21 protein-coding genes are annotated in these 20,896 nt (G+C 60.5%); 12 read left to right on the top strand and 9 right to left on the bottom strand.

Going from position 1 to position 20,896, the window contains the following annotated elements; translation table 11 throughout:
• Positions 1–12: 12 nt before the first annotated feature.
• The gene (locus ASC90_RS24370; RefSeq protein ID WP_056546184.1) at positions 13–522 is read left to right on the top strand and encodes a MarR family transcriptional regulator; all 510 of its coding nucleotides are present in this window, start codon (positions 13–15) and stop codon (positions 520–522) included.
• Between the two features lie 14 nt (positions 523–536).
• On the opposite strand, the gene ASC90_RS24365 is transcribed toward ASC90_RS24370, so the two are convergent.
• From ASC90_RS24365 to ASC90_RS24340, 6 genes are all read right to left on the bottom strand, one after another.
• On the bottom strand, positions 537–1,211 hold the full coding sequence (locus tag ASC90_RS24365; protein WP_056546182.1) for an amino acid ABC transporter permease: 675 nt from the start codon (positions 1,209–1,211) through the stop codon (positions 537–539).
• A 79-nt stretch (positions 1,212–1,290) separates the two neighbouring features.
• Positions 1,291–2,088, bottom strand: coding sequence for an ABC transporter substrate-binding protein (locus ASC90_RS24360; protein WP_056546180.1), 798 nt, complete (start codon positions 2,086–2,088; stop codon positions 1,291–1,293).
• 80 nt (positions 2,089–2,168) lie between these two features.
• Entirely contained in the window at positions 2,169–3,377 is a 1,209-nt protein-coding gene (locus tag ASC90_RS24355) for a pyridoxal phosphate-dependent aminotransferase (protein ID WP_056546179.1), read from the bottom strand.
• 160 nt (positions 3,378–3,537) lie between these two features.
• A complete protein-coding gene (locus tag ASC90_RS24350; RefSeq protein ID WP_056546177.1) occupies positions 3,538–4,821 on the bottom strand; it encodes a cysteine desulfurase-like protein in 1,284 nt (427 codons plus the stop codon).
• A 150-nt stretch (positions 4,822–4,971) separates the two neighbouring features.
• Positions 4,972–5,652: a GntR family transcriptional regulator gene (locus tag ASC90_RS24345; RefSeq protein WP_056546175.1), complete on the bottom strand. Its 681-nt coding sequence runs from the start codon at positions 5,650–5,652 to the stop codon at positions 4,972–4,974.
• Between the two features lie 92 nt (positions 5,653–5,744).
• Positions 5,745–6,836, bottom strand: coding sequence for an LLM class flavin-dependent oxidoreductase (locus tag ASC90_RS24340; protein WP_056546174.1), 1,092 nt, complete (start codon positions 6,834–6,836; stop codon positions 5,745–5,747).
• Between the two features lie 134 nt (positions 6,837–6,970).
• On the opposite strand from ASC90_RS24340, the gene ASC90_RS24335 reads away from it, so the two are divergent.
• On the top strand, positions 6,971–7,738 hold the full coding sequence (locus ASC90_RS24335) for an aldolase/citrate lyase family protein (RefSeq protein ID WP_056546172.1): 768 nt from the start codon (positions 6,971–6,973) through the stop codon (positions 7,736–7,738).
• A gap of 29 nt (positions 7,739–7,767) precedes the next feature.
• Here the strand turns inward: ASC90_RS24335 and ASC90_RS24330 are convergent, their stop codons facing one another.
• Together ASC90_RS24330 and ASC90_RS24325 are read right to left on the bottom strand one after the other, a co-directional pair.
• Complete coding sequence (locus ASC90_RS24330) at positions 7,768–8,979, bottom strand: TIGR03862 family flavoprotein (protein WP_056546170.1); 1,212 nt, start codon at positions 8,977–8,979, stop codon at positions 7,768–7,770.
• Positions 8,980–9,160: 181 nt separating this feature from the next.
• Positions 9,161–9,364, bottom strand: coding sequence for a DUF2735 domain-containing protein (locus ASC90_RS24325; RefSeq protein ID WP_056546169.1), 204 nt, complete (start codon positions 9,362–9,364; stop codon positions 9,161–9,163).
• 495 nt (positions 9,365–9,859) lie between these two features.
• Here ASC90_RS24325 and ASC90_RS24320 point away from each other — a divergent pair, with 495 nt between their 5' ends.
• From ASC90_RS24320 to ASC90_RS24300, 6 genes are all read left to right on the top strand, one after another.
• A complete protein-coding gene (locus tag ASC90_RS24320) occupies positions 9,860–10,900 on the top strand; it encodes a glutamine synthetase beta-grasp domain-containing protein (RefSeq protein ID WP_056546167.1) in 1,041 nt (346 codons plus the stop codon).
• Between the two features lie 254 nt (positions 10,901–11,154).
• Positions 11,155–13,098 (top strand): BTAD domain-containing putative transcriptional regulator, encoded by a 1,944-nt coding sequence (locus ASC90_RS24315; protein WP_082520043.1) that lies wholly within the window; start codon positions 11,155–11,157, stop codon positions 13,096–13,098.
• 124 nt (positions 13,099–13,222) lie between these two features.
• Positions 13,223–13,354: a hypothetical protein gene (locus ASC90_RS30320; RefSeq protein ID WP_280138342.1), complete on the top strand. Its 132-nt coding sequence runs from the start codon at positions 13,223–13,225 to the stop codon at positions 13,352–13,354.
• An 11-nt stretch (positions 13,355–13,365) separates the two neighbouring features.
• Positions 13,366–14,625: a YcaO-like family protein gene (locus tag ASC90_RS24310; protein WP_056546165.1), complete on the top strand. Its 1,260-nt coding sequence runs from the start codon at positions 13,366–13,368 to the stop codon at positions 14,623–14,625.
• Positions 14,622–15,368, top strand: a complete 747-nt coding sequence (locus tag ASC90_RS24305) for a TfuA-like protein (RefSeq protein ID WP_056546163.1) — start codon at positions 14,622–14,624, stop codon at positions 15,366–15,368. The genes ASC90_RS24310 and ASC90_RS24305 overlap by 4 nt, the downstream gene beginning before the upstream one ends.
• Positions 15,369–15,429: 61 nt before the next feature.
• Positions 15,430–15,699: a hypothetical protein gene (locus ASC90_RS24300; protein WP_056546161.1), complete on the top strand. Its 270-nt coding sequence runs from the start codon at positions 15,430–15,432 to the stop codon at positions 15,697–15,699.
• A 33-nt stretch (positions 15,700–15,732) separates the two neighbouring features.
• Here the strand turns inward: ASC90_RS24300 and ASC90_RS24295 are convergent, their stop codons facing one another.
• Positions 15,733–16,134 carry a helix-turn-helix transcriptional regulator gene (locus ASC90_RS24295; protein ID WP_056546159.1) on the bottom strand — a complete coding sequence of 134 codons (402 nt, stop codon included), beginning with the start codon at positions 16,132–16,134 and terminating at the stop codon, positions 15,733–15,735.
• Positions 16,135–16,534: 400 nt separating this feature from the next.
• Here ASC90_RS24295 and ASC90_RS24290 point away from each other — a divergent pair, with 400 nt between their 5' ends.
• The 4 genes from ASC90_RS24290 to nadC all read left to right on the top strand — a co-directional run bounded on the left by ASC90_RS24290 (position 16,535) and on the right by nadC (position 20,857).
• Entirely contained in the window at positions 16,535–17,431 is an 897-nt protein-coding gene (locus tag ASC90_RS24290; RefSeq protein ID WP_056546157.1) for a hypothetical protein, read from the top strand.
• 69 nt (positions 17,432–17,500) lie between these two features.
• Positions 17,501–18,472 carry a quinolinate synthase NadA gene (gene nadA, locus ASC90_RS24285; RefSeq protein ID WP_056546155.1) on the top strand — a complete coding sequence of 324 codons (972 nt, stop codon included), beginning with the start codon at positions 17,501–17,503 and terminating at the stop codon, positions 18,470–18,472.
• Complete coding sequence (locus ASC90_RS24280) at positions 18,469–20,004, top strand: L-aspartate oxidase (protein ID WP_056546153.1); 1,536 nt, start codon at positions 18,469–18,471, stop codon at positions 20,002–20,004. The genes nadA and ASC90_RS24280 overlap by 4 nt, the downstream gene beginning before the upstream one ends.
• A 1-nt stretch (position 20,005) precedes the next feature.
• Positions 20,006–20,857, top strand: a complete 852-nt coding sequence (gene nadC / locus ASC90_RS24275) for a carboxylating nicotinate-nucleotide diphosphorylase (RefSeq protein WP_056546151.1) — start codon at positions 20,006–20,008, stop codon at positions 20,855–20,857.
• Positions 20,858–20,896: the final 39 nt, after the last annotated feature.

Below are 20,896 nucleotides of genomic sequence, written 5' to 3'. Positions count from 1 at the left end.
GAGTGGAGTGAAATGGCAGAGGCGGAAGTCGATACCGTCGACCTGGAGACCATTGTCCGGGGCGCCCATGAAAAGCAGGAGCTTCGGCTCTGGCTGCGAATGCTTTCCACCACGAAGCTGATCTCGCAGGAGGTTCGTCGCCGCCTGCGAAACGAGTTCGGCGCAACCCTGCCGCAGTTTGATCTGATGGCCCAACTCTATCGCGAGCATGGCGGGCTTCGCCTCGGCGAACTGTCCAAGCGCACCATGGTGACGAACGGCAACGTGACCGGATTGGTGGAGCGGCTTGAGACGGATGGGCTCATCGTTCGCGAGACACCGGACGACGATCGCCGCGTGACGGTCGCCAAGCTGACAGCCAAGGGCGACGATCTTTTCGCGACGATGGCGGCGGCTCACGAGAGCTGGCTGCGCGATATGATGGCCGATGTCGACCCGGCGGATGTGGCGGCCCTCTGGTCCCGGATCGGGGCCGTCAAGGCTTCCGTCAGCAACCACCTTTCCGGTACGGACTTCGAATAGTCGGCATACCGCTCTCAGCGGGTCTTTTCTGCCTTGAAGCGCTTCTCCAGCAGGCTGACCAGCCGAACCATCGGCCACAGGAACATGATATAGACCAGTGCTGCGCCGATCAGAGGCGTCGGATTGGCGTAGAGCGCCTGCGCATCTGTTGCTTCCTTGAGCAGTTCCGGCAACGCCACGGTCGAGGCGAGAGAGGTGTCCTTGAACATCGAGACGCAGTTGCTGGTCGTCGGTGGGATTACGATGCGCAGCGCTTGCGGCAGGATCACCTTGCGCAGCGTCACCAGGAAGGGCAGGCCGAGAGCGTCTGCCGCCTCGAACTGGCCGCGCGGGACGCTTTCGATGCCGGAGCGGAAAATTTCGGCCGAATAGGCGGCCATGACGATCGAGAAGGCCAGAACCGCCGAAGCCCAGGACGAGAGGCGGATTCCGAGGAACGGCAGGGCGTAGTAAATCAGGATCAGGACGACAAGCACCGGCACCGCGCGAAAGATGTCGATGTAGATCGTCGTCAGAAGGCGCAACGGCTTTGGCGCATAGAGCCGGATCAGGCTCACGACCAGCCCGGCGGGAACGCCGACGATGATAGCAAGAAGACCGAGCAGGAGGGTGTTCCAGAGACCACGAAGGAGTGCCGGCAGGCTGGACAGCAGGACATCGGCGTTGAAGAAAGTCTCGACCAGCGACATGGGCATTCCTCGCAGAAACAGAGTCAGGCATCACGCCGGCCCGCAGGCCGGCATGACGGATTCGAACTCAGTCGTGAGCTTATGCCTTCGGGATCGGCAGCTCGGTGATCGTCGACGAGCCGGCCGGTGCATCGCTGCCGAACCACTTCTTGTGGATGGCGGCGAGGGTGCCGTCCTTCTTCATTTCGGTGATCGCGCCGTTCATCTTCTCGAGCAGCGGGTGATCCTTCGTCATCATCAGACCGTACTGTTCGCCGGTCTTGATGCGATCCTTGACGGCAAAGCCCTTCATCTTGACGAAGAGGTACTCCATGCCGGGGATGTCGCTGATGACGGCATCGACACGACCGGCGCCGAGGTCGAGGAACATTTCCTGCTGGGCATTGTAGCCCTTGACGTCACCGAAGCCGTTGGCTGCAGTGTTATCCTTGACCCACTTGTCACCGGTCGAGCCGGAGAGCACGCCGATTGTCTTGCCCTTGAGATCGCCCAAACCCTTGATGTCGCTGTCGGTCTTGGTGGCGACGCCCATGTCGGAATCGTAGTAGGGCTGGGTGAACGACTGCGACTTCAGGCGATCCGGTGTGATGGTGATCGAGGAGATCGCGACGTCGATGCGCTTCGATGTGGTGCCCGCGAAAAGGGCCTGGAAGCCATAATCGGCGATTTCCGGCTTCAGGCCGATACGCTTGGCCGCTTCGGTGACGATGTCGACTTCGAAGCCTTCGAAGGTGCCGCTGTCGTTCTTGTATTCGAAGGGGGGGTTGCTCGGATACGAACCGACGTTCAGGACGTCGGCCGCATAGGCGGTGGATACTCCACCGGCGAGGCCGATGGCGGCCGCAAGGGCCAACAGGTTTCGACGGGTCAGGCTCATTTTTTATCTCCCTCTGGTTTGTCGGCCTGCGCCGGATCTCGCCGGCGCCGGTATTTCCCGTTCCGCCTTGTGGCGGAACGTCATGTCATCGCGTCGACCATGCGATCGAGCGCAATCCCTATCTGTTCGATGTCGCGGAATACGCACATGCGCAGGAAAGCCGCGGAAGAATTGCCGAAGAGATGACCCGGCGCCAGACCCACGCGGGCCTTCTCGAGAATATCCGCGCAGGCCTCCCGCGCATCGGCGCGACCCTCGAGCGCAAAGAACGCATACATGCCACCCCGTGGCTTGTCGGGAAGGATCATGCCCGGAATCCCGCCAAGGCGCTCGTAGGCAAGGTCGAGACCGGCTTTCGCCTTACCGCGGATTTCCGCCACAAGCGGCTCGCCGTCGGTGAGGGCTGCAACGGCGCCGGCCTGGATCATGCCCGCCGTGCCACTGTTCATATACTGCGTCATGGCCGCCAGTTGATCGGCAATCCCTGACGGATGAGATAGCCAGCCTATCCGCCAGCCGGTCATCGCCCAGGCCTTGGAGAAGCTGTTGATCGAGATCACGCGGTCGCTGTCGTCGGCAATCTGGAGGATCGAGGGCGCGACGTTGCCCTCGAAATATAGCCGACCGTAGACCTCATCCGATATGATCCAGATGCCGGTGCGACGGCTGAATTCCAGAAGTGCCTGCATCTCGGCGGCGCTTGCCGTCCAGCCGGTGGGATTGGATGGGGTCGACAGGAAGATCGCCCGCGTGCGGGCATCGCAGGCCGCAAAGAGCTTGTCGAGATCGAGGCGCCAATCGGTATCGAAGTCGAGCGAAACAGGGCGCGGTTCGCCGCCGATCAGATGGATGGCATTGTGGATGTTCGGCCATTGCGGCGCGACATAAACGACATTCGTGCCGATATCGACGAGAAGCTGCAGGGCAATATAGAGCGCCTGCATGCCGCTAGGCGCCACAGTCGTCCGCTCGACCGGAATTGGGCGGCCGTGCAGGTCTGACTGATATCGGCTGAGCGCCTGATTGAGCGCATCGAGGCCACGCATGTTCGGAATGTAGAAGGTCGAGCCTTCATCCAGTGCTGCCTTGGCGGCGTCCCGGATGAAGGCCGGCGTCACCATGTCGCCTTCGCCATACCAGAGCGGGATGACATCCCCGAGCTCGCGGGCACGCATTGCCAGCGCTGCTATGTTTTCGGTTCTGAGATCGCGAATCTGCGCGCGGATTCCTTCGAAAGCATGGCGAGCCTTCGCTGTTTCCGCAGAAAGGGGTGGCGGCAAAAAAGACAAGAATCAGTCCTTACAGCTCTGAGCGGACGCCTCCTGCCTCACAAGCAAAGATCAACGCCCGGCTAAAAACGTTATTCGAAGTCGGGCGCAATTCAAGAGAAATTTTAAGTTTCAAAGGTCTTGTTGCGCCCGAGATGGTTTTGTCGTCAGCGGCTTGCCGTTAAACTTTCCGTTTTGCAAGAATCTCGCCCAGCACTTTGTCGAACCGGCCGATCTCCTCGGTCTTGTTGTAATGAACGAGCGAGACGCGGATGGCGCCTTGTTCCATCGACAAGCCAAGCCGTTTCATCAGCCGTGGCGCAAACATATGACCGTCGCGCAAGCCGATGCCCGCCTCTCCCATGTCCGCGGCGATCTGCTGTGGCGTGATGCCGGGAATGTTGAAACAGATGGTCGGAACGCGCTGTGACAACCGCTCTTCGTCGGAGACCCCGTAGATCACGGCGCCGTGCTTCTTGAGGACGGCTATCATGTCGCGCGACAGGGTCAGTTCATACTCGCGGATCGCACCCATTGCCGCCGCCAGCGCTTCGCGGCGCGAATGGCCGGCGCCGGACAGGAAGCGGCGGCCGAGGGCCTCGAGATACTTCACCGCGGCGTTCATGCCTGCGACGTTCTCGTAGGTGAACGTGCCCACTTCGATCTTGTAGGGCGGTACGTCAGGAATGAAGTCTTCCTTGAACGTTGGAAGCTTGCAGAGCGCATCATAGCGTCCCCACAGGAAACCCATGTGTGGGGAAAAATTCTTGTACCCGGAGCAAACCAGATAGTCGCAATCCCAAGCCTGAACATCCATCAGGCCATGCGGACCGTAGTGGACGCAATCCAGAAACACCTCCGCGCCGGCGGCGTGCGCGAGTTTCCCCACGGCCTCGACGTCGACGATGGTGCCGATCGAATGCGCCGTGACCGTGCAGGCGACAAGGCGGGTCCTGTCGTTCAGGAGCGGCTTCAGATCCTCGACGTGCAAGGTGCCGTCGTCGCGCATGCGCCACCATACGACCTTGGCGCCGTCCGCTTCCAGCGCAAGCCAGGTGGCGATATTGGCGTCATGATCCATGTCCGTGACGACGATCTCGTTGCGTTCCTGAAGCATCTTGGCAATGCCGAGGCTGACCAGGCGGATGAAGGACGTCGCATTGAGGCCGAAGGAGATTTCTTCAGGGCGATAGGCATTGACGAGAAGTGCCACGGTTTCGCGGGCCTCATCGAGATTTCGGTCGACGCCCTGGCTATGCTGGTACTTTGCCATCCGCTGAACGTTGAAGTCGACGAGATGGTTCGCTACCGCGTCAACGACAGCCTGGGGAACCTGTGCACCACCGGCATTGTCGAGAAAGATGAAGTCCCCAGCCTTCTGGATGGAAGGGAACATGGCGCGAACTTCGTCGACGGGGAAGCTGTTCTGGCCAGTAAAACTCTTGGTGGAAACCGATACGCTCATGGTCGCTCCTGCAATGCCATCGCCTGACTGACGCTGCTCTGAGTGCACCTCGCGCCAACATTTGATCATTTGATCACAAAATATTTGACAGTTCAACTAATTTTGGACGGGCCTCCGTTCAGAGCCATTTCGACGATGTGTGGCTGAGGTTTAGTTGCCGTTTCCACCGCAAAAATTCCGAAGAATTTCATGCGTGTGGCGAATGTCGTTGCCGACTGCCTGCCTCGCGCCGACAAAATCCCCGCTCTTCAATGCCTCGATGATGACGCCGTGGAACCCCGCCGGATCGAGCTCGCCTTTCTGGATCAACGGGCCTACGGAGCCCGCGAGCAAGCGCATGTAGGGACCGAGCCGAAGCCACAGTGTATCGATCAACTGCAAAAGAACTTCGGATCCCGACGCCCGGTAGATGGTGAAGTGGAAGCGCTGGTTCATGTCGATGAGCTCATAAATGTTCTCTCGGGCCGTGGCATGCTGCTGATCAATGATCGTTTCGAGCAGGGTCATGTCGGCGGGTGACAGCCGTGGACCGCCGAGCTCGGTGGCAAGACCCTCGACAGCGATGCGGGCGCGCGCAAGATCGTCCAGCCTCGCAGCGGTCACCGGCGGAATGCGTGCCGAGCCGTTCGGTGCAACTTCGAGCGCATTTTCTGCCGCGAGGCGTCGCAAAGCCTCGCGGACCGGCATATTGCTGGTGCCGAATGTTTCGGCGAGCGAGGCTATCGTCAACGTTTGCCCCGGGTCGAACCTTCCCCCCATCAAAGCGCTGCGGAGTTGCTGGTAAACCGCCTCCTGGATCGTCGTCCGTGATGAAACAGGGCCAAGGGCCATCCGCACTATCCTATTCTTCCTGCCGTGGAGATTCGATCCGGGCGATCAATCTATCCGCGCTTGAAGCCGCTCTTCAAGCTCCGTTTGGTCGCTCATTGTCGGTAGCCGGCTTGCCTCAGCAGTGGCAGAACGCGATCGCAGAAGAAGGGCAGTTCCTGCGTATAGTTGACGAAGGAGAGCGCGATACCGGCGTAACCCTGCTTTGAAATGGCGATCATGTCTTCGACAATGCGTTCGGGTGTGCCGACCAGCGGATAGCTGCCCGCACCGCCGGCAAAGCGCTGCCGGTAGCGATCGTAGGCCTCGCGATCGTGCGACTGCGAGAACTCTTTCTTGCCGGCCATGTGGACATCGACCGCTTCGTGATCGGCCAGCGCAACGGCATAGCGCTGATAGTAGTCGTCCGCCTCGGCTTGCGTCTCCCGGCACACCACGTGGCATACGGTATACACGCCGACCTCGCGCTGGATGCTTTGGGCGCGGGCACGTATGTCGGCGACATGCTTGCCCGCGTCGGCGATCTCGGTGAAAGTCGTGAACAGATAGTCGCAGTTCCTTGCCGCGAAATCGCGTCCGGGTCCGCCGAACGCTGCGTTCATCGTAACTGGACGTGGCGTCTGCAGGCTTGCCGGTCGGCTGATTGCCTCCTTCAGCTTGTAATAGGTGCCATCGTAGTCAAACGGTGTATCCGACACATACGCTTGCTCCAGAACCTGCAGCCATTCGTTCGCCTGATCATATCCCCTTTCAACCAGCGACGTGCCGAACATCGCAAATTCCTTGGGGTTCCAACCGCAGACGATGTTCAAACCCGCCCGTCCGCCGCTGACATGATCGACCGTTGCCAGCGCCTTTGCGGCATAGAGCGGATGGACCAGCGGCACGTGCACGGTCATGAACAGCCCGATCTGTTCGGTCGACGCCGCAAGGGCTGCTGCCCACGTAAACGTCTCGAAGGACCACTCTCGGACGCGGTTCTTGCCACCGAAGCCACGCCAGCGGGCAATTGGAAGTAGGAATTCTAGACCGGCGCGATCGGCGATCTGGGCGGCGGTCAGATTGTCGGCCCAGCCAGCGGTCCAGCGCTCGGGGACATCCGTGATCGCAAGACCGCCATCGGCGTTGGTGGAGAAAACACCGAGCTTGATAGGGTTTGCCCCCTTGAGCGGATGCTGTTTCACGATATTCCTCCCTCATTGTATTGCGCAGTCTGGTGCTGCTTCTGCCTCAGATTGACCATGTTTTCGGCTTGAGGGCAATTTGCTTTATGTTTAAACCTTTTATTTTACGGGCCACCAGAACCGACCGGAGATTCTAGATGAGTGATTTTCGCACGAAGTGCCTCGACCGGTCGCTGCTTGTCGGCACCTTTTCGGCGATCCCGCATCCGGTGGCCATCGAGGTGATGGCGCAGGCCGCTCCCGATTTCATCTGCATCGACTGGGAACATGCCCAGATCGGGCGCGAGCGTATCGAGGATCTGGTGCGCGCGGCGGACGTGCATGCGGTGCCGGCGATAGTGCGCGTTCCCGGTCATGCGCCGGAAGCCATTGCGGCGGTGCTCGACGCCGGGGCGTCGGGCGTCCTCGTGCCAAGGGTTTCGACTGCCGAACAGGCGAGGGCGGCAGTGTCCGCCACGCGCTATCCACCGATCGGCAACCGCGGCGTTGGCCCTGGGCGAGCGGCGGGTTACGGCTACCGTATCCCGACCTATCTGGCGAAGGCAAACGAGACACTGGTGCTGGCGATACAGGTCGAGACCGCCGAGGGGCTGGCCAATATCGAGGAAATCGTCGCCGTCGACGGCGTCGACCTGATTTTCATCGGTCCCGGTGATCTGTCTGTTTCGATCGACGCGCTCGGACCGGCTGGCCATGAAAAGTTGGACCAGGCTATCGGGGCGATCACGTCGGCGGCTCTAAACACGGGCCGCGCCGTGGGCATTTTCCGGCCATCGCCCGACGATATCGGCAGGTGGCGAGGAGCAGGCATCAGCTTCTTCATTCTCGCAAGCGACACCATGTTTCTCGGTACAGCTGTATCCGGCAATCTCGCCGCAGCGCGCAAGGCAGGCTCGTCGAGTTGACTACGGACTATGGGCGGCTGATTGAGCCGTCATCGCGGCCCGAGCCAAGCTTCGATCCCGTGTGCCGCGGCACGCCCGGTGGCGAAGCAGGCGGTCAGCAGGTAACCGCCCGTCGGCGCTTCCCAGTCGATCATTTCACCAGCGACAAAAAGGCCGGGCAACGCCTTGAGCATGTAGGTCTCGTCGATTTCGTCCCATCCGATGCCGCCCGCCGAGGAGATCGCTTCAGCGATTGGCCGCGGCCGCTGAACGGGAATCGGCAGGGCTTTGATCAGGCCCGTGAGCTGGCCGGGATCGCTGAGGTCGAGGTTGCCGGCCATTTCGCGCAGCAGGTTCGCCTTGACGCCGTCGATGCCGGCACCTTTGCGCAGTCGGCTTGCCATGCTTGCCTTGGGATCCTGCCGACCAAGGTCCCGCATGAGACGTTCGTGCGTGCGCCCAGGCGCCAGGTCAATTTCTAGAGCGGCCTTTCCGCCCGCTGCCAACTCTTCCCTAAGCGCGTGGGCGTGAGCATACACAAGGCTGCCTTCGATGCCGTGCCTTGTGATGACGAACTCTCCGGAGATCGCCCCCGCGGAGGAGGTCGCCAGCACCGATTTGACCGGCTCGCCAGCAAAACGCTGTCTGAAGGCTTCGCTCCAGCTGACGTCAAAACCGCAATTTGCCGGCTGGAAACCCTCGATGGCAATACCCCGTTCCTTCAGCCAGGGTGTCCAACGTCCGTCGGAGCCGAGACGCGGCCAGCTTTCCCCGCCGAGCGCCAGGAGCGCCGCATCGGGGTGGACGACCTTTCGGCCGTCAGTTGCTTCGACGAGATAGCCGTCTCCGGAAAAACCGATCCAGCGGTGGCGGGTGAGGACTTTCACCCCCTGGGCATCAAGACGCCTCAGCCAGGCACGAAGAAGCGGAGAGGCTTTCATGACCACTGGAAACACACGTCCCGAGGACCCCACGAACGTTTCGGTGCCAAGACCTTCGGCCCAGGTCCTGACCTTATCCGGGGTGAAGGCGTCGAGCGCACGGCGCAGGCGGTCGGACGATGCCCCGAACCGCGTCGCGAAGCGATCATAGTCTTCGGAATGGGTGATGTTCAGACCGGATTTGCCAGCAAGAAGAAATTTGCGCGCAACTGTCGGCATCGCCTCGTAGACGGTGACCTGGTGGCCTGCTGATGACAATATTTCAGCGGCCATCAGGCCCGCCGGGCCACCGCCGATGATCGCGATATCTTTCTTCGTCATGACTGCGCCCGAACTCGATCTTCGAACTCTCTCATGACGCGAGTGTGGTTGTTGCGCAAGATCGGTTGAATTTGAAGACTGTGCGAAACCGTTGAGCCAAACGCGGTGACGGTCCGTCAGCTGATCTCAAGAACACGCCTATCCAGCCGGGCAAGCGGACGAACGGAGGAGGAGATTGGATTCAGTCAATGATCCGAGGCGCGAATTTCGGCTTTGCCGGCGCGTCAGCTTCCTTCATTGCCTCTTCATGATACCAGCAGCTATCGTAAACCGAGTGTACGATATCCTTCTCGAGCTCGGCTTTTTGACGGAGACGCGCGGACGTAAAGCGCCCGCCGGGGAAGGTGTAGATCGTTGCTGATCCGTGATGCGTACCAGTGGCCATTTAATGCCTCCAAACCAAGTAACGCTCCTTAGCGCTGATGAGTACATATCACAGATGCACAGAGTTTGCGCGAAATGATTGAAAAAAGTGCAATATTTGTTTGAAATATAAGCACTTCGGTTTGCTGACGTTTATATCAGATTTTCATAAAGTCCATAAAAGCGTCATATGCATAAAAATACGTCAAATGGCGTTTGGTGCAGAAAAATGTTGCGGTCACCTCTCAAGCTTGATGGCCAGGAAAAGTGCTGCGCCTGGCAAAATTCCTATGCCTACTAACTGATTGAGTCCGCTATCAGTTCCGCAAACGCAAAACCTGCTTTTCAGGGACGATCGGCCCTTCCTTGGCTTTTGCCTGCGGCAGCCTTGTGAGCCGCCGCAGGCAAACTGGCACGCCATGTGCATTGCAGACCTTATCCCTTCGCGGCTGTGATCGCTTCGGCAGTCACATTCGCTTGAGGATTTGCTCACACCTTATGTTTGAGAGACTCGCAAATGACAAAGTATAAGCTCGAGTACATCTGGCTCGACGGGTACACACCGGTACCAAATCTCCGCGGTAAAACGCAGGTCAAGGAATTCGACGCTTTTCCGGCGCTTGAGCAGCTTCCGCTGTGGGGCTTTGACGGTAGCTCGACCATGCAGGCTGAAGGCCGCAGCTCTGACTGCGTTCTGAAGCCGGTTGCGATCTATCCGGATCCGGCCCGCACCAACGGCGTTCTCGTCATGTGCGAAGTCATGATGCCGGATGGCGTCACCCCGCATGCATCCAACTCCCGTGCCACCATTCTTGACGACGAAGGCACCTGGTTCGGTTTCGAGCAGGAATACTTCTTCTACCAGAACGGCCGTCCGCTCGGCTTCCCAGAGCAGGGCTACCCGGCTCCGCAGGGTCCGTACTATACAGGCGTCGGCTATTCGAACGTCGGCGATGTCGCGCGCGAAATCGTCGAAGAGCACCTCGACCTCTGCCTCGCTGCCGGCATCAACCATGAGGGCATCAACGCCGAAGTGGCCAAGGGCCAGTGGGAATTCCAGATCTTCGGCAAGGGCTCCAAGAAGGCAGCCGACGAAATCTGGATGGCTCGCTACCTGCTGCAGCGCCTGACTGAAAAGTACGGCATCGACATCGAGTATCACTGCAAGCCGCTCGGCGACACCGACTGGAACGGTTCGGGCATGCACTGCAACTTCTCGACCAAGTACATGCGCGAAGTCGGCGGCAAAGAATATTTCGAAGCCCTGATGGCGCAGTTCGACAAGAACCTGATGGATCACATCGCCGTCTACGGACCAGACAACGACAAGCGTCTGACCGGCAAGCACGAGACGGCTCCGTGGAACAAGTTCTCCTACGGCGTGGCCGACCGCGGTGCTTCGATCCGCGTACCGCATTCGTTCGTCAAGAACGACTACAAGGGCTATCTGGAAGACCGCCGCCCGAACTCTCAGGGCGACCCCTACCAGATCGCTTCGCAGGTTCTGAAGACAATTTCGGAAGTTCCGCTTTCGGGTTCGGCTTCGGTTGCCGCCTAAGGGTAGCTCCGATAATTGCTTTGAAAACGCCGGCCGAGAGGCCGGCGTTTTCTTTTTTACGCTTTGATCGGCGCGTTTCGCGGGCTCGGCGTCGAGCTGGCTTTTCGCGACGGGAGAAGGTTGTATTGGGGAAGCTGACGGCAAATGCTTGAAGCATCCAATGGTTGAAAAATTCAACCGAGTCGGCATTATCCTTTTGCGTTGCGATCGTTTCTCCTTATACTCGCGTTGGAATATCCAATCGCGAGTTGCCCGTGACATCGGCAGGTAAACAAGGCCGCCTCCTTCGCTTGCTCGGAACGTCTGCGCTCTTCGCGGATGGGCATGAAATTGCGTTGCCTGAAAAGGCCTATGCGCTGCTGGCTCTTCTTGTAACCTCGCCGCAGTTTTCCATGGAACGCGAGATCGTGCGGGGCATCCTCTGGCAGTCTGATCTGTCCAAGCAGCGCGCCGGCAGCCTGCGTCAACTTCTTGCGCGTATCGATCGCAGTGTTGCGGACCACCTGCCGCGCCTAATCAAAGCGACGAACACGCACGTTCTGTTCAACGATGAGGGCTGGGACGCCGATCTTTTGCTTTTGCGGGACACCGCGCCGCCGCTGGCACCAGCAAGCTGGGGCTTGCTGAAGGGCGACCTTCTGGAGGGTTTCAAGGCCCCGACGATCGAAGCCGACGAGCGCATCACCGTCGAGCGCCAGCGTATTGCCGAGCGTCGCGACGCCCATATCGTCGGGCTGCTGGAAGCGGCGGACAAGCGCACCTCGGCGGAAATCCTGCTGCTCGCCGGACTGCTTGTCGAGGGCGACCCAGCGCATGAAGTTGGATGCCGCGCTCTCATGCGAGCACACGCAGACGCTGGTGATGCCGGAGCTGCGCGTCAGGCCTATTTCCGTTGCCGCAACGAATTAAAGGCCGAGTATGGCGCTGAGCCCGATGTCGCGACCCAGGCCCTCGCTCGGGAACTCGGCATCATTGCTCCGGCCGCATTGGCTGTTGCTCCGCAGGCTGGCCCGCTGCTCGACCCGGTGGGTCAGCCGCGCGTACTTATCCTGCCGCCAGAGACCATGTTGTCCGATCCGCTGTTGCAGCGCGTCGGCCGTGCGCTATTGGAGGATGTGACGATCGGCCTGAGCCAGCAGCGAGGCTTCAAGGTCATCGCAGCCCATACCAGTGTCGAGATCCTCACCCGCAACCTCGCCGGCGGCGCCATCCAGCCGACGCCGCAGGAGCTGCGTTTCGACTACACCGTTTACGTGACGATCCACGGCCGCGAGGATGATATCTGCGCGAGCTGCCGGCTTACAAAGACGTCGACCGCCGAAGTGCTCTGGGCGATAGACCTCCCGCTTGCCATGCAGAAGCTGAACCAATCCTTTGGCCAGCTTGCGCGGCGCATCGTGATGACGCTTGCCGACACCATCGAGCGACGTGAGCTGGTGGACATGATGCATGATGTCAATCCATCGGCCTACCGCCTGTATCTGGAGGGGAAGCGGCTCGTTTCGAAAACCGACCTGCAGCATCTGCGCCAAGCGCGCAAATGGTTCAAGTCCGCGCTTGTGCGGCATGACAGGTTCTCGTCGGCGCATGCGGGAATGGCGCGTGTGCTTGGCATGGAGTGGCTGGTGCGCGGCATGAAGGATACGGAACTTCTGGAGGAGGCCGATCGTTCGGCCTGGCTCGCACGCGACAGCGATCCGAACAGCGGCCGGGCGATGCGCGAATTGGGCTTCGTGGCGCTTTATCGACGCCGTTTCGACGACAGTCTCGATTTCTTTGCCGAAGCGCAGATGCTCAATCCCAACGATGCCGACATTCTGGCAGATCACGCTGATGCGCTGTTGCACGACGGGCAGACCGAGCGGGCGCTAGAGCTCAGCCTGGCGGCGCTCAAGCTGAACCCGCTCCCGCCCGACTACTACTACTGGAACCTCGGGGGCATCCATTTCGTCCAGGAAAACTATGCAAAGGCGATCGAAGTTCTGGATCGCGTCAAGGATCGCCCGGCTACATCGCGGCTTCTCGCCGCAGCGCATGCCAAGAACGGCGATTTGAAGACGGCGGAGCATTATGCCGCGATCGTGCTCGATAATTTTCCGGATTTCCGCACTGATGACGTCTGGAAATTTGTACCCGATCGGAAGCCCGACGACACCCGCCAGCTGATTGACGGGCTTCGCATGGCGGGACTGTCCTAAAGCATTACATATTCGGTGCCGGTGGCGCCGCTTTGGCGCCGATCTCAGTCACGCCGGAATAACGCCATATGTGCATCATCTTCCTGTCCGCAGTGCAACACTGCTTCCAACAGGAGATGAAACAATGACGACCACACAGATCAAGCCGACAGCAGTGCGCCTCTCGGCAGCGGCACAAGCGGTCCTGAAGCAGGAATCCGTGCAGTTCGACACGAACGCAACGGCCAGCATCGTCCACGCACTGAAGTTCCGTTGAGATCGATGCGAATGTCTGTCCAGTCCACACTTGAGCGCATGGTAGAGGATCTCAGCCATTCATCGGCCGGCGTCAACACGTACCACGACCGCTCGCTGACGCCTGGGCAGACATTCGCGGCGATCAAACCTCACTTCGCCGAACTCGGCATCACCCGCGTCGGCCTGCTGACAGCGCTGGACCTTTTGGAAATTCCCGTCGCCTTCGCTACTAGGCCGAACAGCTACACGCTCTCGGTCTTCCAGGGGAAGGGTATAGACGAAGAAGCGGCAATGACGTCGGCGGCCATGGAGGCGGTGGAAACGCGTGTTGCCGAAATTCAACCAAGCGATCTGATCGTCGCAACGGTCGACGGCATGCGGGCCGAGCGAGCACCCATCATCGACCTTGATTCGGTTGCCCGTTGCGTTCCGTCCGAAATCGGCGCCGAACCGATTTCGTGGTGCGAGGGCCTGGATATTGTCACGAACCGCCCGGTTTTCGTTCCCTGGTCGCTTGTCGGGCTTGACCATCGCGGCGTGCGACCATCCGGCTTCGAGCAGTCGAGCGACGGCCTTGCGTCCGGAAACCGGCCTGCCGAAGCGGTGCTGCACGGCCTTTGCGAACTGGTCGAGCGTGACGCCTGGGCGCTGACCCAGCTGAGGCCCTTTGAGCAGCTGCGTGGCGCGCGCGTCGACCCGGCCGTGTTCGGTGATGCGGTTCTCGACATCATCGTCGACCGTATCAAGCGCGCCGGCATGCGCCTGTTGCTGCTCGACATGACGACGGATATCGGCGTCCCGAGTTTTCTTGCTGTTATCGTGCCAGACAATCTTGGCGATCGCGTCGATGCTCGCTGGACGCATGTCTGCGGCGGGTGCGGGTGCCATCCGGACCCGGTGCGCGCAGCACTTCGTGCAATTACCGAAGCGGCGCAGAGCCGACTAACGGCGATTGCCGGCAGTCGCGACGACTTCTCGCCACGGCTTTACCAGCGGCTCGATGCCAATGGGCCGATGCAGCAGCTGATCGATCTTTGCGGGGAGGCTCCTGTCGCCCCAAGCTTTAGCGCCGAGCCGTCACAGCGCAGCATCCAGGAAAACATCCACCACATCATCGCTCGCCTCCGGGCGAGGGGGATCGAACAGGTTGTGGCGGTGCCTCTGCCGCATCCACGCCTTCCTGTCTCGGTCGTCCGCGTCATTGTTCCAGGTCTTGAGGTGGATGTCAGCGGGGAGTTCATTCAACTCGGATTGCGCGCCGTCAGCGCAATGCAGGGAGTAGCACAATGAAGGTGATTTTCGCAGGTCCGAGCTTCGGGGCGGATATGGGCAAGCTTCGCGCCGAAAATCCCTCGATCGAATTTCGCGGGCCGGCGGCGCGCGGCGATATATTGCAGGCCGTGCAGGATGGGGCGAGTGCGATCGGCATCGTTGACGGATACTTCGGCGAAGTCCCCTCGGTGTGGCACAAGGAAATCCTCTATGCGCTGCAGCGGGACGTGATCGTGGTCGGTGGCGCCAGCATGGGCGCGCTGCGCGCCGCTGAGTGCGCCGCTTTCGGCATGATAGGGCTCGGAACGATCTATGAGGACTACGCCGACGGTCGATTGATCGATGACGAGGCCGTTGCGCTGGTGCATGCGCCGGAGGAACTCGGCTGGTTGCCGCTTTCGATCCCGTGGGTGGATTTTCAGCCGACCATCGACGCCCTGTTTCGGCATGGCGATCTTTCGCTCGGCGAGCATAAGATGCTTCTGCTTGCGGGCCGATCGCTTCATTTTTCCGAGCGGACCTATCCCAAGGCCGTCGAAGGTTGTGCCTTTGCAAGCGAAAGCCGGGCCAAGGAGATATTGCGTTCTATCCGGGCAGGCAAGATCGAGCGCAAGCGGCAGGATGCCGACCGTGTTCTACAGTACCTGCAGGACGCGGAGTTTGCCGTTGGCGAGCGCCACTGGGGCTTTGCCGCAACCTCGCATTGGGAGACACTGCGCGCCGAGATGGCGAGCAATGTCACGCCTGTAACGCTTGAATAACGCCGACGCTGAATGATGTCTCCAGAGAAGCCTTGGGGGCGATCAGGGAAGGCGAAATGAAATGAACATACAGACGAGGGACGAAGGCACTGGCAGCGAGTACGCCAGGATATTCCGGTTGTTGTCGGCCGCAAAAGATGAAGCCCAGAAGCTCAAGTTGAACAATCTGACACACTTGACCAACATGGCTCTTCTTCAGGTCGTCATCGATTGGGATGGCATCGACCCGGAACGGGAACTCGACGTCAATCTCGAGAAGCTGATAGGCACAAAGACGCAGATGGCAATGAAAGACGCCAGCAACAATCTGGTCCTCATCGACTGCCATTGACCGTCAGAGCGGGGGTATCTTGAGACCGGTCGCCTATTCGGAAACGTCGACGTCGATATCGTCCATCGTAGCAATTGCCTGTACGAGCTTTACGATCTTCTTACGGATTTGCTCGTTCTTGATCGACAGAAAGGCGGCGTTCAAAAGCACGCCGTCACGCGAGACGACAAATTCTTCGCTGGGTGTCGGATTGTCGTTCGCGGTACCGTGCGCCATATCTTCGAAGAATGTGCGAACGTCTACGTCAAGTGCGCCGGCAATTTCTACCAGCATGCTGGCTGAAACGCGGTTGGAGCCCTTTTCGTACTTTTGAATCTGTTGGAACGTTACACCAACCCGGTCGCCAAGCTCGGTCTGCGAGACTTTGCGCATGAGGCGCTTGATACGGATTGTCTTTCCGACGTGAACATCAACTGCATGGGGCCCGTCTGTCATCGCCTTGTCCTTTCGACGCCGGTTGTTGCGCGACTATTATACCAGTGAACAACCTAACGGAGATATTTGAACGGATCAATTGTGTTGATTCGTTTTTTGTCGCCGGGTGTTGTTCCGTTGGCAACACATTGAAGATTAATCGTTCAGGCACACGGCGTCTGGTTGCGTCGTCACATTTCTTGCCACCGTCGCGATCAACCATAGATCGTAGCCGGGTACGCGGTTGCGGGTCCCGACAAACGCTGAGGTGCCGGGCGTGTTGGGCAATTCCCTCCGGATTTTGCAGCGCCTGTAAAGCGCTTGACAAAAATGCAGACAGCGATGGCACGGTTAGGCTTTCGTGCATGGATTCCATGTGCCAGAGATTGCCTGTTCGATAACAACAGGATTCGCATCTGCCTTGACGATCGGATTTGCTCACGCAGAATTGATAGCTGTGCTTGCGGCGGTGACGGGCGGCGAGCCGCGTGTCATGACCATTCGCTCTGGAGTGGCTCTGCCTTCCGGATCGTTTGAGATGGGGCATCGCACGCTGCAAAGCGGACTCAGGGAGTGGGTGCAGGAGCAGACAGCCCACCCGCTCGGTTATCTGGAGCAGCTCTATACCTTCGCAGACCGGGACCGGAACAACGAGATCCTCGGTGGCAGAACGATTTCCATCAGCTATCTCGGCCTGGTGCGCGAGCAGGCGGCGCCCGGCGGCGGTCGGCCGGGCTGGCATGGCTGGTACGAGTATTTTCCATGGGAAGACTGGCGATTGGGCAAGCCCGCTATTCTGAGGGGCATAGAGCCCAGCCTCATGGAATGGGCGGGCCGGGATCTGGATCGGCGCGAGGAGCGAGCGCGCCGCGTGGCCTTCGCCTTCGGTCTTGGCAACGCCGCGTGGAACGAGGATCTGGTGCTGCAACGCTATGAACTGCTTTATGAGGCTGGTCTTGTTCCGGAGGCTGGCTCCGAGAGCGGTCCGGGTCGCTCCATGTTTGCCGATCATCGGCGCATCCTTGCCACCGGCATCGCGCGACTGCGCGCCAAGATCAAGTACCGCCCCGTCGTCTTCGAGTTGATGCCGGAGAGTTTCACGCTGCTGCAGCTGCAACGCACCGTCGAGGCCCTTGCCGGCCTGACGCTGCACAAGCAGAACTTCCGCAGGTTGGTGGAGCAACAGGAACTGGTCGAGGAGACCGGCGATACGACAAGCGAGACCGGTGGCCGGCCAGCGAAGCTTTTCCGCTATCGACACGCTATCCTTGAAGAGCGATCGCTTGCCGGGTCAAAATTGCCGCTCTCTCGCAATTGACATATGCTCACTACGAGAATATCTATTTGCTCTTAATATGCTCAAATAGAGCATAAATAGGAGTCGGCTATGAACCATCGCCTGTCCGCATCCTCGCTCTATGACCGCGTCCAGCGTGTCATCCCCAAAGCCGAGTGGCTGTCCTTCGAGGACGATGTCGCGGCGATCCTTGAGTTGAAGCGCCGGCGCAACGCCGTGATCCTGGCCCACAACTACCAGACACCGGAGATCTTCCACGGTGTTGCCGATATCGTCGGCGATAGCCTGGCGTTGGCACGCAAGGCGATTGACGTCGATGCCGACGTGATCGTGCTTGCCGGCGTGCACTTCATGGCGGAGACGGCAAAGCTCCTCAACCCGACAAAAACCGTGCTAATCCCGGATATGGCGGCGGGCTGTTCGCTCGCCGACTCCATCACGCCCGCGGATGTCGAGCTGTTGCGCCAAGCCCATCCTGGCGTGCCGATCATCACTTATGTCAACACATCCGCGGCGGTGAAGGCGGCCTCCGATATTTGCTGCACCTCCGGAAACGCCAAGCAGGTCGTCGAGTCGCTCGGCGTTCCGCGCGTGCTGATGATCCCGGACGAATACCTTGCCCGCAACGTTGCGCGGGAAACGAATGTCGAAATCCTGGCCTGGCACGGACACTGCGAGGTGCACGAACTCTTCACGGCAGACGACATCCGGCAGTTGCGAGAGAACTATCCCGGCGTCACGGTGCTCGCGCATCCGGAGTGTCCGCCAGATGTCGTGGCCGCGGCCGATTTCGCCGGCTCCACGGCGGTCATGTCGGACTTCGTCGCGCGAAAGCAGCCCTCGCGCGTGGTGTTGCTTACCGAATGCTCGATGAGCGACAACGTCGCGGTCCACCACCCGAATGTTGAATTCATTCGGCCGTGCAATCTCTGCCCGCACATGAAGCGTATCACGCTTGCCAATATCCGCGAGGCGCTCGAGTACAATCGTCACGAAGTTGCGGTCGATCCGGCTGTGGCGGTTGCCGCGCGCCGTGCTGTCGAGAGGATGCTCTCGATATGACGGCGATCCTCGACGCGTTTGCAGACCACGTGGTGATAGTCGGCAGTGGACTGGCCGGGTTGGTGACGGCGCTGACGCTCGCGCCGCAGCCTGTCGTCATCGTCACACGCGCTGCGCTCGGCGGGGAGACATCAAGCGCCTGGGCGCAAGGCGGGATTGCCGCGTGCCTCGGAGCCGACGACAGCGTCGATCTTCATCTGACCGACACGATTGCCGCCGGCGACGGGTTGTGCGACCCGCAGGTGGCCGCCGGCATCATAGCCGAGGCGCCGGATGTCGTCGCCGCACTGGAAGGCGCAGGTGTTCGTTTCGACCGGAATGCCGCGGGCGAGCTGTTGTTTGGTCTCGAGGCGGCGCATTCGCGGCGCCGGATTGTCCACGCTGCCGGTGACGGCTCGGGGGCTGCAATCGTCGATGCGCTGGTGCGGGTCGTCCTGAACACACCCTCGATAAAGGTTTTCGACCGGTCGGATGTGCGTGCTCTGTTGACCGATGGTCCCTCGATCACAGGTCTGGTCATGGCGAAGGGGGGCGGCACTGCTGTCATCCGAACGTCCAGGGTGGTGTTGGCGACCGGTGGCATTGGTGGCCTCTTTGACGCCACGACCAATCCAGTGTCCAATTTTGGCCAGGGGATCGCGCTGGCGGCGAGGGCGGGCGCAACACTTGCCGACATGGAATTCGTGCAGTTCCATCCGACCGGTCTCGATTCGCCGCGCCGACCGCTGGCTCTGGTCAGCGAGGCGGTGCGCGGCGAGGGAGCGATTCTGGTCAACGACAGGGGCGATCGTTTCATGTCTGGCATCGACGGTGCCGAGTTGGCGCCTCGCGATGTCGTTGCGCGGGCTGTCAGCGCCGAGCTGTCCTGCGGGAAACGGGTGTTTCTCGACGCCCGTCGCGCCCTTGGCGATCGGTTTGGTTCCCGCTTTCCCACGATCCATAGACTGTGCCGAGAGGCTGGCATCGATCCGGCACGCCAACTCATTCCTGTGCGGCCGGCTGCGCACTACCACATGGGCGGCGTTGCGACGGACCGGAACGGCAGCAGCTCGGTGTCCGGCCTGTGGGTCGTCGGCGAGGCGGCTTCGACGGGGTTGCACGGCGCGAACAGGCTCGCCAGCAATTCGTTGCTTGAGGCCGCTGTCATGGGCATGCGGGCGGCGCGGGACGTTCGCGGTACAGGCCCACTGCGCGTCACGCCTGTCGTGAGTGTCCTTCCGCCGCCCGTTGACATATCTGCCACGCGATCGATCGTGTCGCGTCACCTTGGCGTTCTGCGCAATGGCGGAGCACTGCACGGGGCGATCGCTGCGCTTCTGCCGCTGGTCGAAGCCGATGGCTCGAGCGCCGATCCCGCGATTGTCGGCTTGCTGATAGCAGTATTCGCAATGCTGCGTACGGAAACGCGCGGGGCGCATGCGCGTACCGATTTTCCGTTGAAGCTCGCGGTCGCAGAGCGGCAGACGAAGACCCTTGCCGCTGCAATCGAAATTGCCCGCAACGCCACACATTCTCTTGCCCGGAGTGCCTGACATGATCCTTTCCCCCCTCCCGCGCCTCGTCATCGAGCCGATTGTGCGAACCGCACTCGGGGAGGATCTTGGCCTCGCAGGCGACATTACCTCGGCTGCGGTCATACCGGCCGATCACCACTCGTCGCTGGTGATGGTGGCGCGGCAGCCCGGCGTGATTGCCGGGCTCGACGCCGCGGAACTTGCCTTCGCGCTCGTCGATCCGGCGATCTCGCTCGCGCGCCATCTGCCGGATGGTGCAGCAGTCAAGGCCGGCGATGTGATCGCTACGGTCAGCGGCCCGTCGCGTGGATTGCTGACCGGTGAACGAACGGCGCTGAATTTTCTCGGTCATCTCTCCGGAATCGCGACGGTAACCGCTGGGCTGGTTGCCGCCGTGAGCGGTACGAAAGCGTCGATCGCCTGCTCTCGTAAAACTACGCCCGGCCTGCGCGCACTGGAAAAATATGCCGTGCGGGCCGGGGGAGGCATGAACCACCGGTTTGCGCTCTCCGATGCGGTTCTGATCAAGGACAACCACGTGGCGATCGCAGGCGGCGTAGCGGAAGCGATCCGCCTTGCCAGGGCTGGCGTCGGCCATATGGTGAAGATCGAGGTTGAGGTCGATACGCTTGATCAGCTTCGCCAGGCCATGGATATCGGTGTCGATGCCGTCCTGCTCGATAATATGACGCCGGCGCAGCTTCGCGAAGCGGTTGATATCGTCGGTGGTCGAGCGATTACCGAAGCGTCGGGCCGGATCACACTCGCGACCGCTGCTGCAATTGCCGCATCCGGCGTCGACCTGATCTCGGTCGGCTGGTGCACGCACAGCGCTCCCACTCTCGACATCGGCCTTGATGCGCCGGGCTGATTGAGGTCGTTGGTATCGATGGCTGTCTGGTCTTTGTTG

This window comes from Rhizobium sp. Root1220, from assembly GCF_001426265.1.
GTDB lineage: Bacteria > Pseudomonadota > Alphaproteobacteria > Rhizobiales > Rhizobiaceae > Rhizobium.
The sequence above is the reverse complement of the archived record's forward strand: the minus strand, read 5'-3'. Positions and strand labels throughout refer to the sequence as shown.